12 protein-coding genes are annotated in these 16,003 nt (G+C 57.8%); 8 read left to right on the top strand and 4 right to left on the bottom strand.

All coding sequences use genetic code 11. The annotated features are described in order from the left end of the window. The first annotated feature begins 8 nt into the window (after nt 1–8). The 5 genes from ACR0CG_RS18695 to ACR0CG_RS18675 all read left to right on the top strand — a co-directional run bounded on the left by ACR0CG_RS18695 (nt 9) and on the right by ACR0CG_RS18675 (nt 6,706). A complete protein-coding gene (locus ACR0CG_RS18695; RefSeq protein ID WP_480526799.1) occupies nt 9–2,228 on the top strand; it encodes a CHASE2 domain-containing protein in 2,220 nt (739 codons plus the stop codon). Nucleotides 2,229–2,390: 162 nt separating this feature from the next. Next, nucleotides 2,391–3,440, top strand: a complete 1,050-nt coding sequence (locus tag ACR0CG_RS18690) for a patatin-like phospholipase family protein (RefSeq protein WP_480526797.1) — start codon at nt 2,391–2,393, stop codon at nt 3,438–3,440. Nucleotides 3,441–3,577: 137 nt separating this feature from the next. Beyond that, nucleotides 3,578–4,606 (top strand): catalase, encoded by a 1,029-nt coding sequence (locus tag ACR0CG_RS18685; RefSeq protein WP_480526795.1) that lies wholly within the window; start codon nt 3,578–3,580, stop codon nt 4,604–4,606. Then, on the top strand, nt 4,596–5,312 hold the full coding sequence (locus ACR0CG_RS18680; RefSeq protein WP_480526793.1) for a hypothetical protein: 717 nt from the start codon (nt 4,596–4,598) through the stop codon (nt 5,310–5,312). The genes ACR0CG_RS18685 and ACR0CG_RS18680 overlap by 11 nt, the downstream gene beginning before the upstream one ends. After that, nucleotides 5,309–6,706 (top strand): Dyp-type peroxidase, encoded by a 1,398-nt coding sequence (locus tag ACR0CG_RS18675; protein WP_480526791.1) that lies wholly within the window; start codon nt 5,309–5,311, stop codon nt 6,704–6,706. Before ACR0CG_RS18680 ends, ACR0CG_RS18675 begins: the two co-directional genes overlap by 4 nt. A gap of 6 nt (nt 6,707–6,712) precedes the next feature. Here ACR0CG_RS18675 and ACR0CG_RS18670 read toward each other — a convergent pair whose 3' ends face one another. Both ACR0CG_RS18670 and ACR0CG_RS18665 read right to left on the bottom strand, forming a co-directional pair. After that, on the bottom strand, nt 6,713–9,898 hold the full coding sequence (locus ACR0CG_RS18670; RefSeq protein ID WP_480526789.1) for an ATP-binding protein: 3,186 nt from the start codon (nt 9,896–9,898) through the stop codon (nt 6,713–6,715). 152 nt (nt 9,899–10,050) lie between these two features. Continuing rightward, complete coding sequence (locus ACR0CG_RS18665) at nt 10,051–10,974, bottom strand: SMP-30/gluconolactonase/LRE family protein (protein WP_480526788.1); 924 nt, start codon at nt 10,972–10,974, stop codon at nt 10,051–10,053. 498 nt (nt 10,975–11,472) lie between these two features. Here ACR0CG_RS18665 and ACR0CG_RS18660 point away from each other — a divergent pair, with 498 nt between their 5' ends. Further along, on the top strand, nt 11,473–11,958 hold the full coding sequence (locus tag ACR0CG_RS18660; RefSeq protein ID WP_480526786.1) for a hypothetical protein: 486 nt from the start codon (nt 11,473–11,475) through the stop codon (nt 11,956–11,958). 158 nt (nt 11,959–12,116) lie between these two features. Beyond that, a complete protein-coding gene (locus ACR0CG_RS18655; protein WP_480526784.1) occupies nt 12,117–12,539 on the top strand; it encodes a hypothetical protein in 423 nt (140 codons plus the stop codon). Between the two features lie 120 nt (nt 12,540–12,659). Here the strand turns inward: ACR0CG_RS18655 and ACR0CG_RS18650 are convergent, their stop codons facing one another. Continuing rightward, complete coding sequence (locus ACR0CG_RS18650; protein WP_480526782.1) at nt 12,660–13,646, bottom strand: LysR family transcriptional regulator; 987 nt, start codon at nt 13,644–13,646, stop codon at nt 12,660–12,662. Nucleotides 13,647–13,726: 80 nt separating this feature from the next. Between ACR0CG_RS18650 and ACR0CG_RS18645 the strand changes: the two genes are divergently transcribed. Further along, the gene (locus tag ACR0CG_RS18645; protein ID WP_480526780.1) at nt 13,727–15,256 is read left to right on the top strand and encodes a trimethylamine methyltransferase family protein; all 1,530 of its coding nucleotides are present in this window, start codon (nt 13,727–13,729) and stop codon (nt 15,254–15,256) included. On the opposite strand, the gene ACR0CG_RS18640 is transcribed toward ACR0CG_RS18645, so the two are convergent. Further along, nucleotides 15,247–15,993, bottom strand: coding sequence for a sulfotransferase-like domain-containing protein (locus ACR0CG_RS18640; RefSeq protein ID WP_480526779.1), 747 nt, complete (start codon nt 15,991–15,993; stop codon nt 15,247–15,249). The genes ACR0CG_RS18645 and ACR0CG_RS18640 overlap by 10 nt on opposite strands. Between the last annotated feature and the right edge of the window lie 10 nt (nt 15,994–16,003).

Genomic DNA, 16,003 nt, shown 5'->3' with positions numbered 1-16,003 from the left:
AGGCAGAGGTGACAGCAAGAACAAGGGATAAAAACAGCCGAAAATGGGCATTCCGTCTATTCGGAATTGTTTTGATCCTGTTCGGCTGCCTGGTTCGTTCGATGGACCCCTATCCGGTTCAGATGTCCCGTCTGATCTACTTCGACATTCTGCAAAGACTGTCTCCACGCGAATACAATCCCGACTTGCCGGTGCGCGTGGTCGATATCGACGAGACTTCCCTGGCCAATTGGGGGCAATGGCCCTGGCCACGCACGTTGCTGGCGCAAATGGTGGAAAACCTGGGTGAATATGGCGCGGCGGTCATCGCCTTCGACATGCTTTTTGTCGAGCCAGATCGATTTTCGCCTTCCCGTCTTCTCAATGACCCGGCGCTTGAAGGGTTGGTTGATATCGAACCAGGTGCAAAAGCACTGGATAACGATGTCTTGTTCGGGTTCGAAATGGCCCATTGGCCAGTCGTGCTGGGCGTCGCGGCGCGCCCGACGGGTGGCGACCGCGAGGTGCCGCCCAAAACGGGTATTGTCGAAATTGGCGACTCGCCGACGACCGGTTTGATCTCGGTTCCACACTGGGCGCCCCCCGCCGAGCCGCTGGATCGCGCCGCGGCTGGCATCGGAGGGGTCAATGTCTCGCCCTTGGGCGGAACCGGCGTGGTCCGGCGCGTTCCGGCACTGTGGCGCGGACCTGATGGAGTGATGCCGGGGCTGGGAATCGAGGCGCTGCGGATCGCACTGGATGAACCCATCATTCTGGCAGAGGGGTCTCAGGACGAACCCGGAATAATGCTGGGCATCGATGTTGGGGGCTACGCGGTGCCTACAACGGAACACGGTGAGATCTGGGTGAAATACCGGCGCGACAATCCAGACCTTTATCTGTCGGCAGACCGCGTCATGCGTTCGGCCGACGATCCGGATCTACAGAAAAAAATCGAAGGCCGCATCATTCTTGTCGGCACCTCGGCAGCTGGTCTGTTCGACATTCACCAGACGTCCCTTGGGGAATCGGTGCCCGGGGTGTCCATTCATGCGCAGATTCTGGAACAGATCCTGACAGGCGATATGTTGAACCGGTCAGATGTTATCGCAGCGCTGGAATTGATCGCCTTTGTCATTCTTGGGCTGGTGGTCACGGCAGTCATGTCGAGCTTTGGAGCCGTTGCGTCTTTTGTTGCCGGCGGCATTGCGGCAGCGGTTGTGATGGCGGTTGGCTGGCTGGTCTTTCAGAACCAGCAGATCCTTTTTGATGTGACGTTCCCGATGATTGGCGGAATGGCCAATTTCGGGTTGTTGGCGGGCTACATGTTCATTTCGACAGAACGCGAAAAACGCGCCATTCGAAAGGTGTTCTCGCACTACGTCGCGCCCGAAATTCTCGATGAGATGGAAGCAACCGGTCATCAGTTGCATCTGGGCGGTGAAATTCAGGAAATAACCGTTATGTTCTCGGATATCCGCGGGTTCACGCCGCTGTCCGAAGGGGTGACCGCCACCGACCTTGTCGCACTTCTGAATGAGCTGTTCTCTGAAATCGGGGACCAGATCCTTCTCGAGCGTGGGACGATCGACAAATTCATCGGCGACGCTGTTATGGCATTCTGGAATGCGCCCCTGCCGGTCAAGGATCACCCGCATCGCGCCGCATTGGCGACATTGAACATGCGCAAGGCACTGGCTGAATTCAACAGATCTGACATCATGAAGGATCGTCCTCCGCTTGCCCTGGCAACCGGATGTGCGACGGGTTGGGCTTGTGTCGGCAATATCGGGTCGCGCAGCCGGTTCAATTACACCGTCATTGGCGATGTGGTGAACGTTGCGGCGCGCATCGAACAGAGCTGTCGCAATGTCGACTATGATATTCTGGTCTCGAACTCGGTACAGGATGCGACTGAAACGACCCTTGCCACTCTGCGGGCCGGGTTTGTCGATCTGAAAGGCAAATCCCACCCGGAACCCGTATTTGCGCTGGTAGGCGATCAGGAGCTGCTAGAAAGCGAACAGTTTCAGAAACTCAGCGCAGAGCATTCGAACCTGCTGGAAGCCATTCGCAACCGGCAGCCCCATCTCAGGATCATGGAAATGTGCGATAAATGCGCGACGCTTGCGAAACCCGTTGAGCCAGGATTGCTGAGATTCTACCGCGCGCTTCCAAGGCGTGCAGCAGACTTCCGGCTTGATTTCCCTAGCGACAAGATACTGTTCTCGCACAAAGACCGCGCCTGATTTCCCGACGCGCCCATTGTCTGCCAGGTGCTTGTACCCCGGTGACAATTTTCTGATGATATGGGAAAGAACGAAAACGAAGCAGTCAGACAGGCTCGCGGAGGGGTGATACTTCGACCCGGTCCGCAACCCTTCTCTGAAAACAATAACGGGGTAAATCGGATGCCATTCAAACTGGTTTCCTGCGACGGTGGCGGAATTCGTGGATATCTGACGTGCCGTATTCTGCAGAGTCTGCACGAGGAAACTCAGCTTCTGGACAAGGCGGACGGTTTTGCGGGCACGTCGACCGGTGGGCTGATCGCGGTGGCATTGGCCGACGGCCGGACCCAGGGCAAGGATATGGCCACGCTGATCGAAAAGCTGGCCGCACACTACCGGGACGACGCCGCCACGATTTTCCGCGAAAACGAACGCAGCCTGCTGGACAAGGTGGCGGACAGGGTTCTGCAGAAATTCAAGCTGGGCGGCGGGCCAGGCATTACGGCAGCGCAATACAATGCCTCGGGTCTGGCGGAAATCGGGCTGTCGCTTGTCGGCGACCGGACCATATCTTCGCTATCACGCGATCTGGTTCTGGCGGTCAACACTGTGTGCCTCCATCGCAGTGACAAGGTAGGCTGGGCGCCGTTCACCATCACAAACCATGACGTCGAGCGCGACGCCTGGCTGGATATGAGTGCGGTCAAACTGCTGGACGTGGCCATGGCCAGTTCAGCGGCGCCGTCCTATTTTCCGCCGCACCTGATCAGGGCAGAGGGGGTTGATTACGGCTACTTTGCCGATGGCGGCGCTTTTGCCAACAACCCGGTGATGAACGGAATCAACGTTGCCATCGCTGCGGGCCGGGCACCGGGGCTGGACCAGATCGAGGCCCTGTCGATCGGCACCGGGCAACAACCCACCGACATCTCGGAACAGATGATCCGGGATCCCGACGACTGGGGTCTGCTCAAGTGGTTTGGCGTCACTTCCAACGCGCCCAAGGGTGCTTTGATCGAATTGCTGCTTACAACATCGGCCGAGAACCTGTACTGGATGGCCCACCTGGTATTGAAAGACCGTCTGGTCCGCATAAACCCGCCTCTGCCGAAAATGGTCGGATTGGCGACGCACAAACCGTCGTCTTACACCCTGATGGACCAGGCATTCGAGGCCAGAAAACAAGGCAGGGATTGGGCCAAGGCCGTCGAGATGGCGCGCCGCTGGTAAGGATTGCATCACGTTCCTTCCGTCAGGGAACCGCGACCCAAGCGCGTGTACATGTGACGTTTTTATTGCCTTTGGGGCCGCAGCCGTTAAGGTTAACACATAGGTATTAGTGATTAATTAACGCTCAGGGGGGAAATATGAGCGCTCCCGGCATTGCCGAGCAGCTGGTTCATGTATTGCATCGACCAGATGGCGATCCCAAGCTGCGACCGGTTCATACAATAGGCATCAGCGCGACAGGTTTCTTCAAGCCCTCTCCGATTGCCCGGAACTTCTGCGCCGCCGACCATTTCCGTTCCGACAAGACGGATGTCATCGTTCGGTTCTCGAACGGCTCGGGATGTGCCGCCGTACATGACGGCTGGTCCGACGTGCGCGGTATGGCTGTCCGGTTTCACCTTTCGGATGGCACTGACACCGACTTGATCGCCATGACGCTGCCCGAGTTCTTTTCGTCGACGCCCCAGAACTTTCTGGATTTCGCCGAGGCGGCGAAACCCAAAATGTACTATGGCGAGTCGCCGTGGCGGAAGATCATCAACCTGCTGCAATTGATCCTGCCAAAACGGGATCCCTACCCGAACGAAACCATCAGCCCGGATGACGGTGCCATCAAGTTCGCGGACGAGAATGCCGAGGCACAATTGGGCGTTCTGCAGGCGGCAGCCATCGGCGCGCCCGTCAGCTATGTTCGCGCGGCTTATCATGCGGTTCATACATTTATTGTCACCGGCGAGGATGACGTAAAGCGTTGGGTCCGTTTTTCATGGCAACCGATCGCCGGTGTTCTCAAAACCGATCCCGCGGAAACCCCGGACGATGACTATTTGCGGCAGGAGCTGAAAGACCGGCTGGCCGTCGAACCCGCACGGTTTTCACTGATGATGGCCATTGGTGAGGTGGGCGACGATTTCGAAAATTCGGCCCGGCCATGGCCGCCGCACCGCAAACGCATCATGATGGGCACACTGACGCTGGACGCGGTGCCTGAGGATCAGATCGAGAATGCGGAAAAGCTCAGCTTCAATCCGGGCCTATTGACGCCCGGGATCGAGGTTTCAGAGGATCCGGTTCTCAAGATCCGCATTGAATCCTACGAATTCTCCAGCCAGCTGCGGGACGCGACTCCCTGCCCATTCCCCAAGAGGCCATCCGATGACACGTAAGGACAGCTGGTTCAATCGCTACGTCAACAGCCTGCCCGAGCGGGGATGGTTCAAGTTCCTGTCGCGCTACGTCGTGGTGCCGTTCTGGATCTGGAAAGAGCCCAAGCCCAAGCTTCCGGGCGGGCCCAGACCTTCGCCACAGCCCAGTGAAAACGTCCAGCGCATGATGAACCTGATCATGCCGCTCAAGGATCCTTCGCCGGCCGGAAGGGCGCATGCGACGCTGGCGATTGCACAGAATGTGGACGAGATCTTTGCCGGGCTGGACAATGTCGGAACCGTTCATTTCGCGCGTTTCCTGCTGATCGAAGACAAGATTTGCATGATCTCGGTCTATGACGGTGATTTCAGCAACTACATCCGCGATTTCATCACCACCATCGGCAGTGTTTTCAACGATGTTATTTCGCTGGTGGACGGTGCCGAACACCTGATCCCGACGGAACACAACGTCGAGGAGTTCATCGACTGGGTGCAGGAACATGACCTGTTCCAGGCCGCCGATTTCCCGACTGATCTGTTCGGGCTGCAGGACGCCGCAAAAGGGCTGCCGCCGAACCAGTCGCCGCACAAACTGGCGACGTTGCCGCGTGAGTTCGTTCTGCAATTGCACGCGAACCGCAATCTTTCGTTGGGAGGAGGCTATCGCGCCTATCCCGGAGTTTCCGCCGCGCAGGTGCGCCAGAAATTTGGACAGGGCTGGTGAACACAAAATTCAACCTCGCAGACATTCAAGGCAATATCCTGCGTGGATATCGCCGCAATCTTGTACGTCATCTGGTTCTTGAGGTCAGCGACCGCGTAGCGGCCCGGCAGTTTCTAGCAGCAGCAGTGGATGACAGCCACGGCGACGTTCCGGCGATTACCCGCGATGTTACCTGGACCGTCAGGCCGCCGTTCTGCTTCAACATCGGAATTACCTTTGAAGGGCTGCGCGCTCTGGGCACGCCGGCTGAGCATCTTAAGACCTTCCCGACGGAATTCGTTCAAGGGATGACCAAACGGGCGATCAAGATCGGGGACTTCGGCAAAAGCGCGCCCGAAAACTGGCCTGCTCCGTTTGACAAGCCCGAGCGGATACACCTGATTGCATCGGTTCATTCCGACACCGAAGACCATCTTGATCAGGTCGAGGCGCAAGTTGCCAAGGCCTTCACCATTCTCGGTGTGCGCAATGGGCGGAATCTGCCCGAAGGGAAAGTGTTCTTCGGGTATGTCGACGGTATCTCGCAGCCGCGCTTCAGGCATGTCACCGATCCAGATCAGGTGGGTGTGGATGAACCCATGGACCCGCTCGGCACGGCGCTGCTGGGATATCCCACCAAACAAGAAGGCGTGCTGTTCCGCGTTCCGTCCCCGCACGAGCTGGGATTCAACGGGTCTTTCAATGCCTTCCGGGTGCTGCAACAAGACGCCGCCGGATTCGAGGCCTATCTGGACAACGCCGCTACGGAACTGATGAGCCATCCCAAAAGGGACCTTTTGGCGGACCCGAAGAAACTGCATCTCATCGTCAAAGACCCGGATATGCATGGCGCCCTTCGCGAAGTGGTCGCGGCGCAGATGTGCGGGCGCTGGCGCAACGGGACCCCATACGAATTGTCGCCAAACGCCCAATTTCCCGAGGAAGAAGTCTCGCTAACCAATTTCGACTATTCGCACGGCTCACGCTGCCCGGCCGGATCGCATTTGCGGCGCGGCAACCCGCGGGGCGGGCCGATCGTTCAGCGCATTGCGAACTACACGCGGCGACTGGTCCGACGCGGCATGTCTTATGGCCCGGACTTTGACCCCCAAAATCCCGATACCGCGGAACGCGGTCTGTTGGGCAGTTTCATTGGTGCCAATATTGGCGCGCAATTCGAGGCCGTCATGTGCGACTGGATCAATCTCGGTCTGCAGGACCCGAACATTACCGGCGCAAACGATCCGCTGCTGGGTGCGAATACGTCCGAAACCAGTTGGTTCGATATGACCCTGCCGGATGGTGACACGATCCGCCTGCGCGGTTTTCCGCGCCTGATTTTTGCACGGGGCGGTGCCTACACGTTCCTGCCAAGCCTCGCGGCGATCAAGTACCTGTCCGAGTTGAACACCTGAACCGTCTTAACCAAGATCCGCCAACGCCGCGTCTATTCGGGCCAGCATTGGCGTCTGCCCGGCCGTTTCAACAATGACGCGGGCTTTGGTCAGGTGTTCGAAGGCCAGTTGACGCTTTTTCCGGGCCTTGTACAGAAGCCCCATGATCATGTCGCAACGGGCGATGTAGTGGCCCTTGTCGTCAAACTGCGGGTTTTTGCGAATTTCCGCGATCATCTGGATCAGCTTCTTCTCGCCAAAAATCATAACCCAGACAACCGAGCGGAAGTTCTTCAAGAACACGCCAAGCGAGCTTTCGCCTTCGCCGGTGAGTATGGCCAGATACAATTCGCATAAGAACAGCCGGGCCCAGTCGGCAGACACCTGCGTTCCTTCATCTGTGCGCTTCCGGATCGCAGTCTCGACCTGTTGCAGCCCGGCAGCTACCTGGCCGTTCAATGCGTAGGCCACGCCCAGCATCGTCGCCGGGCCCATCGTGAACAGGGTCCAACCCTTTTCGGCGCAATTGTCTATGTGTTTCTGAACAATCTCGATGGCCCCGGGCTTTTGCAGCGGCACCATGGCTGCGACCCGGGCCGCCTCGGCAATGGCGAGTTCAAATTCCACCTGTGAAGCCTTGCGCGCCTCTTCGGCCATTCGAAGCGCCAGTTCGTGGTCGTCCGTGACCATCGCAATCAGCGCCTTCATCGCGGTTCCGTAACCCAGCGAACGTGGGTCATTCTTGGATGTCCCGATCGCAATCATCCTGTCCGATGCCGCATGCGCACGCGCAACACGGCCCCGGGTCAGTTCGTTCCAGCCCATCGTTGCCAGAAAGAAGTTCTGGATATACGCGTCATCGATCTTGCTGAGAATCTCCTCCACCTCGCGCGAGCGGGCGTCGAATTCCGTGTTTTCGATGGGGGCAAAATATATGGAAACCGAAAGCTCGTTCACCATGGCATAAGCCTGCGAGGCCGGGTCTCCCAGTCGTTTCGCCATGGCGGTCAGCTCCTGCTGAACCCAATGCGCTTCGCGGTATTTGCCGTTGCAAACCAAACAGGACACATAATGGTGCAGGAACAGCGCGTGATGAGGGTTGTCACCAACCTGCGCAAGAATGGGCCGCACTGTCCCGGCCAATTCGATAATCGTCTTGACCCGCAACGAGATGTTCGAACAAAGCGCGAAACTGGACAGAAAGCGGGCAAAGTGCTCTTTGGAAGCAATATCGGGGTCGCGCTGATACAGTTCCAGCGCGGAATCGAAATACCGGTTGGCTTCGTCCAGTGAATAAACGCCAAGGCTCTTGTCACCCGCCATCACGTTGTAGCGGAAGGCCTGATCTGTCCGATCCGTCTGCCCGTAGTGAAAGGCCAGCGTGTCCGCCGCTTCCTGCAACCTGTTCGCGTTTCGTAACGCCAGATTATCGGCAATCGCAAGATGCAGTTCAGACCGGCGCGAGGAGACAAGGCTCTGGTAAACCGAATCCCGCAACATCACATGTTTGAAAATGTAGTCCGACGAATTAGGTTCGCGATACAGCACATCCTGTGCCTGCAAACGCTTCAGTGCCGCCCCCGTTTCTTCCGAGTTCTCGACGAGCTGCGACAACAGCCCCGGATCAAACCGCCGTCCAATGACGGCTGCGGCCTGCAATACCGGTCGGTCCTCAGCCAACACCCGCTCCATTCTGGCGGTCAAAAGGCTGCGCATTGTGACGGGCAACCCGCTTTTGCTGATGTCGGCATCAAAACTGGCTTTGCGCCCCTCGACACGCAACGAACCCTGATCCAGCAGAAAGCCCAGGATCTCTTCGCCGAACAACGGGTTTCCTCCGGCCCGTTCCACCAGCTGCGCGGCAAAACCGTCCGGCAGAACGTCGACACCCAGCCGATGTCGCGCCAGTTGAGCGAAATCTTCGGTATCCAGAGGTTTCAGGGCAACCGTTGTAACGGACACTTCGTCCAGCCATGGCGGCGTGTATTCCGGTCTTCGGGTCTGGATGAGCAGTAGATTCTTCAGGTCGTCCCGCAGGATCAGAGCACGCAGCAGATCCTCGGTCGCGCTGTCCATCCAATGGGTGTCTTCGATCAGAAGTATCACCTGCTCTTTTTCGCAGCGTGCCTTCAACAACAGTGGAAGCAGTTCTCGCGTGCGCAATCCGATCAGAACGCCGTCCAGTCCATCCAGCGATCCGGCAGGCGGCGTGAGGCCCAACAGGTTCAGAAGAAGTCCCAGGTTTTCATCGCTATACTGATCCCAGATCCTGAGGCCCGCTTCCAACTTGTTGGCAACTTTGACGGGATCATCGCCGTCGCTGATCAGGAAAGCCTTTCGGACAATTTCCAGAATTGGCAGAAATGGAACATGTTGACCGTCGGCAAAGCAATATCCTGTCAGAACCGCAGCACCCTCGCCGCCGATCCGTTGCAGGAATTCGAATACCAGGCGGGTTTTGCCTAGCCCCGGTTCGGCCACAAGATCAATCGCCTGGAGTTTGCCTTCCGTCCGTGTCAGCGCCGCTGACATGACATTCAACTCGTTGGCGCGACCGACATAGCTGCTGAGACCCTTGGCCATTGAGACATCGAACCGGGTGGCATCATCGTGAATGCCCTGCAGTTCCCAGAGCTTTTGCGGAGCCGAGAATCCCTTGACCTCTTGCTCGCCGAAGAAGCTAAGCTCTGTCACCCACTCGACCAGACCCCGCGTTGTGTCACACAACAGGGTGCCGCCGGGCGGGGCGAGGTTCTCCAGCCGTGCTGCCAGATTAACCGTACTGCCCACTGCGGTCGTCGGGCCATCATCGCCCTGAACCGCCGCCATCAGGACGTTGCCGGAACTGATGCCAACGCGCATGTGGGGGCGAACCCCGAACCGGGTCTCGATATTGTCAGCCTCGGCAAGAAACGAAGCATGGATCGTTTTGGCCACCCGACAAGCCCGCAGTGCGGGATCTTCCAGCGCGTCAGGGATTCCGAACAGGGCCATGATGCTGTCACCGGCGAATTCACGCGCTGTGCCGCCATGCTCTTCGACAGCTTTCACCAGCATGTCGTAAACCAGCCGAACGAACTCAAGCGCTTTTTCTTCGCCCAGCTCAGCAACGATTTGGGTATAGCCGACCATATCCGCGAACAGTACGCAGACCTGGCGCCGTTCTCCCGGATCAACCGGTCGACGCGTTCTTATGTTGCTGACATCCCCCATTTTGACAGAATGTTTACAACACCTTGGCATCTCTCGCCAGCAATAGGCGTCACCTTGCCGTTAAGGCAAGCGCGGCTGGCAGCCAAAATGTCACGGGAAATGCTACCGTGGGTTGTGTCCGGCACGCTTAGCTTGGATTCCGTGCGAAACCTTCAGGCTGTGAAGGCCAGTTTCAGCCCGGGGCGCGGCCATCTGGTTTTGTAGATCTTGCCTGTGCTGGACGCCGTGATCCACAGATCACGCATATCCGACCCGCCAAAGCACATATTGGTTGTAAACAGATCCGGCACCGGGACATGCTCGGTTGTCCCGTCAAGGTTGAACACCGTAATGCCACCATTGAAAATCGTGCCGACGCAAACACGCCCGTCTTCTTCCACCCTCAAACTGTCCAGCCACTGATATCCGGGCAAGGTTTGCACGACATTGCCGGGCATGCCGGGAATCGGTCCCGGTTTGACTTGCCCCGTTCCGGTGATTTCCATCGCCCAAAGCCTGCCGAACACGGTGTCCGAGACATAGACCGTCTTGCCGTCCGGCGACAGTCCGACCCCGTTTGGCATTGGGATTGTCGCCGCTTTGATCAGGGTCTTGCCGTCGATTGAGGCATAGTACAATCCGCCATAACGCGTCGACTCTTCGTCTTCGATCCCGGTATCGGTGAACCAAAAGCCGCCAGATTCATCAAAGACAATGTCGTCCGGGGCGATCAGCCGCTTTCCTTCGTAGGAATCGAACAATTGCGTGACGGCACCGGTTTCCAGATCAACGCGGTGAACCGACCCGCCTTGATAGTGCGGACGAATGGGAGCGGGAACCGTGATCTGGTCAGGACCAAATGGAACGAAGCTGTATACACCTCCGTTGTTGCAGACATATGCGGCACCGTCAGGTCCGATCGCAACGCCGTTTGGTCCGCCTGGAATTTCGGCAACCTTGGCAACTTTGCCATCCGTACCCAGCCGAACCAATGTCTGTTCCTTGATGTCGACGAACAGAACCGATCCGTCGTTCATAGCCACGGGACCTTCCGGAAACCCCAGTCCGCTGCTTACTTCTTCCAGTTTCAATGACATTCTCAAACCCCCTGTTCGCGCCAGTTCCGTCGACTGTCATAAATTGTATGACGATGAAATACCGTTACTTTTCAATCTACGAGCCCAGCACGTCAAGACAAACCGTATACAAAGATGGTTCTTCCTGACGGGTCCGTGACGTAAGGCAGCGGTGCCAGATGGGTAAGGCTTTCCAGCAAGACAGGGCTGTACCACTCACAACCGCAGGACGACCTTGTTCGGGGATAGCGCGGATCAGAAGCGATGGGTTGAGGACGAGCTTGCCGCGGCAAGCGGGCAGCGCGTCATGCTGATGTTGCATCACCCGGCCTATCTGTGTTGCTCGCAAGAGCTGGATCATTGTGACAACACCGATCAACCGGGGCGCGGCTGGTTGTTGGGGCTGCTTGAGAAACACGGGGTCGAGGCCACGCCCACAACTTCTGGTATGACCGCTACGGCGACACCGACTATTACCTTGCGCCGGCAACCAGCTTTGTCCGGCAGGACTATTCCGAAATGCTGCGGGCCATCCCGCCCGAAGGCAGCGTGTCAGGTCGCAACGATTCCGCCAAGTTGGGGTATTTCATCGTCAACGTGTACGATAACGGCCACGTCACCAAGTTTGTCTGTACAAACGGCGCCGAACTTGCGCCGGGCGAAAGCCCCTTGGGAGGTATGCTGGACCTGGCGCCCGCGCCAAGGGAAAACGCCAACGCGCTGATCGGCTTCGACCTGCGCCAGAACTGGGCCGAGATCTCTGAAGTGCCCCCCAGCGGAGGGCTGGACGAATTTGACCGCAAAACCGTTCGCAACGACTATCACCTTCTGACACTGCAGGAGATGGGCGTGCGCGACGTCCGCATTCCGCTGCACGATCTGCTGGACCCTGCGCGTCGGACCCGGCTTGCTATGCTCAAGCATCTTGGGTTCCGGACAACGCTGTTCGGTCGGAGCGTCAATGAGGCAATGTTGGAGATCATGACGCCGAAGCGCACAATCTGACGGATTGGGAAATCTCGCTGAACTGGCGTGATGTTGAGGTGTCTGCCGATCTTCTGACCATCCCGCAACCGGCAATCGATCTGCCAATCTATGTTTCGCGAATGCGGACAAAGGGTGATATCAAGTCCGAAGTCACCTAATTTAACGTCATCAACCACGTGTTCAACGCGACTGACTTCGAACAGCTGTCCGCGCTTGCCGCCGTGCCAAAATCCTGCGGGATCGACGGTGCAATGTTCCGGCTAGGCAATGCCGACCCTGTACTCGAGCGTCTGAACGCAGTGGACCAGGCTGTGGCGGCCCACGGATTGAAAGCATCAGTCCACCTGTGGGTGGCGGGCGGCAACCCTGCCACCCCGCACCAAGATGACGCCGCCACGCAAGCACGTGTCACCGAGGCGATGAACACTTGTCCCGGCCTCAGGAACATAGCATTTTTTGCGATACGCTGGCGGATGTCGATCGTGGGTATTTTGTTAGAAACGGTGCCATTGACCGCTGCAACAATCCCCGTCCGCTGCTGGAAGCGATCCGCGCGCGGAATGCACGCACTACCTGAATTTCACAAGCAGTGGCCCTAACCGAACCTTTAGGTGGGGCAGCGTCCCTGGGGTCCGTACGCCAAGAACAGGGGCGTTCAACCAATGAATGGATCGTACAAGCGAATCGTCAATAGTTCGCCGACGGAAGCCCGGCCTCGTTCAGTTATTTACCAAGTTTTCGGCCAAGTCATATTCCACGTTTGTTGTTCCGACATCTCCCATATGCTTGGTAATTTGCTGTGTCAGCTTCTGTTTGGACATCTCAGCAAGCGCTTTTGGAAAACTCTGAAGCTCTTCTTTTCTGGCGACAACTGTCAGGGTGCGCGAGAGGCCGGAGACCGGAAGCTCTTTCAATCGCAAGCTCATGTTCTCCACCAATCCATCAATCAGCAAAGTTGGTGTCAAAAGGCTGAACCCCTGTCCGGCAGAAACACAGGACGTAACCATGCTTGAACGGTCCGCCTGAATGACCTTGTCGGGTTCAAAACGCAAACGGCGCAGGTGTTGTGCAATTTGGCGTCCGGCGTTTGTTGTATCTCCGAACCGAACCAAGGGCAGCCGTGTCTGGATCGCCTCAAGGCTATCTGTCGGGCCATCATATGTTTCGGGCAGAACCAGAAGGTATCTTTCGGTCAGAACATGGTGGCGCTCCAGGCCATCCATGTCCAGAAACGGATTTGAGGTGATCGCCAGATCCGCTTGCTTGGTCCTCAGCAAATGCTCGTGGTTGCCGCTTTGCCCGGCATGCAGGGTGATATCTTCGACGTTAAAGACACGCTGGGCCAGGTCGATCAATGAGGGCGTCAGGGTCGTGGCGATTGAGGCCTGAATGCCGACCCGAAGCAGGGTCAGGGATTTCTGGCCGACGTGGCGCAATTCGGTTTCCATGTCGGAAAACGCATCCAGAATCTTCTGCGCTTTGCTGTGCAGGCGCGCGCCCGCGTAGGTCAGCCGGGCCGGACGTGTGCTACGATCCAGAAGCAAGGTGCCAAAAGCCTTTTCCAACGCGGTGATGTGCTGGGATGCCGCCGGCTGCGAGAGATTGAGCAGTTTCGCACCCGCCCGCATTTGACCTGTTTCCGCAACGGCGACGAAGATTTCGAGTGAGCGCATCAGGCTTGGCGACAGTTTGCGACGATCCAGCATAGCTCAACCTTAGTATAAATAATGATTATACTGTTGGGATTTTCTTGGTTTCCGTCAAGCGCCGGGTCAACAGTTTTGCCATGACACGTTCGCGCCCATCCCGCCGTCGCAGGGCGACGGAACTCCGCACCTCCGCCGAGATGCGTGCGCCGTTTATTCTGCGAAAGCTCTCGACCTTCAATGTGCTCAGCGAGGCGGGGCTGGGGCAGATCGAGGCCAATGCGGACACCATCCTTGCCGAAACCGGAATGGAGTTTCAGGATGACCCAGAGATTCTGAAGATCTTTGCAGATGCAGGCTGTGACGTAAACGGAACGCGCGTGCGGTTCGCACCCGGCTTTTGTCGAAAAATGATCACTGCAACCGCGCCCGCGCAGTTCACGCAACATGCCCGCAATCCGGCCAACAGCGTTCAGCTTGGCGGAGAAGCCAGTGTGCTTTGTCCGGCTTGGGGGCCGCCTTTTGTGCACGATCTGGATCGCGGTCGTCGCTATGCCTCGCATCAGGATTTCATCGATCTGATCAAGCTGCATCATAGCCTGCCGTGGCTTCACCATTCGGGTGGCGTTGTGTGCGAGCCGGTGGACCTGCCTGCCAACAAACGCCACCTCGATATGCTATATAGCCACATTCGCTATTCTGATCGGGCCTTCATGGGGGCCTTTATCGGGGCCGAGCGGGCAGGCCACGCGATCGACATGGCGCGGATCGTTTTCGGTGAGGATTTTGTGGCCGAAAACGCCGTCCTCTATTGCGTGTCAAACACCAACGCGCCCCTTGTGATGGACAGCCATATGTCGGGTGCATTGAAGACCTATGCTCGCGCCGGGCAGCCGGTTGCCTGCACGCCTTGGGTTCTGACCGGGGCCATGTCGCCGTCCACTGTGGCAGGGACGTTGGCTCAGGTGTTGGCTGAAACCATGGCTGCAATGACTTTGACCCAATTGGTAAGCCCTGGGGCACCCTGCATGATGGGCAGTTTCGCCTCGACCATGTCGATGAAGTCCGGCGCACCCACCTTTGGCACACCCGAGGCCGGGTTGATGGTATTGGCGGCCGGACAGCTTGCCCGCAGGCTGAATGTACCCTTGCACACGGTTGGTACGCTCAGCGCATCAAAAGTTCCGGACGCCCAGAGCCAGCAAGAGGCTACCTGGGGTCTGATTATGTCGATGTTCGCGGGCGCTAACCTGATCAACCACGCCACCGGTTGGCTGGAGGGCGGGTTGGTGACCTCGTTCGAAAAAACGATCCTGGATCACGATCTGTGCGGCAAGATCGGGCGTTTCTTCGAAGGCATCGACATGAGCGAGAATGCCCAGGCGATGGAGGCGATCGCGGCGACAGGCCCGGGTCGGCATTTCCTCGGGTCCGAACACACGCAGGCCAATTTCATGTCCGCTCTGTTCCGGCCCTGGACCCCGGATGACAATTCGTTCGAACAATGGCACGCGGCGGGAGCGAAGGATGCCGCAACCCGCGCCAATGCAATCTGGAAAGAGCAGCTTGACGCATATGAAGATCCTGGTCTGGACCCGGACATTGACACGGAATTGCAGGACTATATCGCACGGCGAAAGGCCGAGAAACCCGATCGGGACTATTTCTGATGAGCTTGGGTTTCAGCGATGTCACGCATCTGAGTGTAGTACGGCAGGTGATGCGCCACGTGGTCGGCATATGGCTCGCCAAGCGCATCCAGTTCCGCCCGCACGTCCGTGACCACGGGCGCCTGGATCGCGCCGCTTTGCAGTACTTCGGTATGCCAGCTTTGCACCGATTGCCAGCCGTCCGGTACACTGCTGTCCCAGGAAAACGCATGCGCGAGATAGGGCAGCCCGACATGCGCCCAATAACGGCGCAGCGTCGCTTGCGGATCGCGGCGCAGTTGATCAGCGGTGATGACCAAAGGGTCAAGTCCCAGCTCTTTCAGTGCAGTGTACAGTCGGTACTGGGCTTCATGTCCCAGTTCCAATCGGGTAAATTCGGGATCCCGTTTAGCATAAGACAGCGCCGCTTCGGCCGGGTCGCGCAGCAAAAATGCGTGGCTCATCTGATGAGTAAATTCGGGATCCAGCGGCAAGGATTCGGTGACATAGTAAGCCATATCCTTGAAAAACAAGGGGTTGATTGCAGCCTTTGCGCGGATCATGGCCCGAATATCGTCGTATGTCGCAGGGTGCCCGGGTTCGGGCGTGAAACCCGGAAACAGCCGGTCTTTGGTGGTCAGATAGTGATGGTACATGAACGGCTCGTGCAGCACGGTCAGATCACCGCGCTCGCGCATGACACGTTCAAAAGCGGTCGAAACCGAGCGGGGATGGCACCACAAAGCATGTATCGTCATGCGCCGACCC

This window comes from Ruegeria sp. AB8, assembly GCF_056542605.1.
The sequence above is the reverse complement of the archived record's forward strand: the minus strand, read 5'-3'. Positions and strand labels throughout refer to the sequence as shown.

Excerpts from the sequence above, each read along its gene's own strand:
- ACR0CG_RS18690 (WP_480526797.1), top strand. The coding sequence starts at position 2,391 with ATGCCATTCAAACTGGTTTCCTGCGACGGTGGCGGAATTCGTGGATAT.
- ACR0CG_RS18685 (WP_480526795.1), top strand. The coding sequence starts at position 3,578 with ATGAGCGCTCCCGGCATTGCCGAGCAGCTGGTTCATGTATTGCATCGA.
- ACR0CG_RS18680 (WP_480526793.1), top strand. The coding sequence starts at position 4,596 with ATGACACGTAAGGACAGCTGGTTCAATCGCTACGTCAACAGCCTGCCC.
- ACR0CG_RS18670 (WP_480526789.1), bottom strand. The coding sequence starts at position 9,898 with ATGGGGGATGTCAGCAACATAAGAACGCGTCGACCGGTTGATCCGGGA.
- ACR0CG_RS18665 (WP_480526788.1), bottom strand. The coding sequence starts at position 10,974 with ATGTCATTGAAACTGGAAGAAGTAAGCAGCGGACTGGGGTTTCCGGAA.
- ACR0CG_RS18660 (WP_480526786.1), top strand. The coding sequence starts at position 11,473 with ATGCTGCGGGCCATCCCGCCCGAAGGCAGCGTGTCAGGTCGCAACGAT.
- ACR0CG_RS18650 (WP_480526782.1), bottom strand. The coding sequence starts at position 13,646 with ATGCTGGATCGTCGCAAACTGTCGCCAAGCCTGATGCGCTCACTCGAA.
- ACR0CG_RS18645 (WP_480526780.1), top strand. The coding sequence starts at position 13,727 with ATGACACGTTCGCGCCCATCCCGCCGTCGCAGGGCGACGGAACTCCGC.
- ACR0CG_RS18640 (WP_480526779.1), bottom strand. The coding sequence starts at position 15,993 with ATGACGATACATGCTTTGTGGTGCCATCCCCGCTCGGTTTCGACCGCT.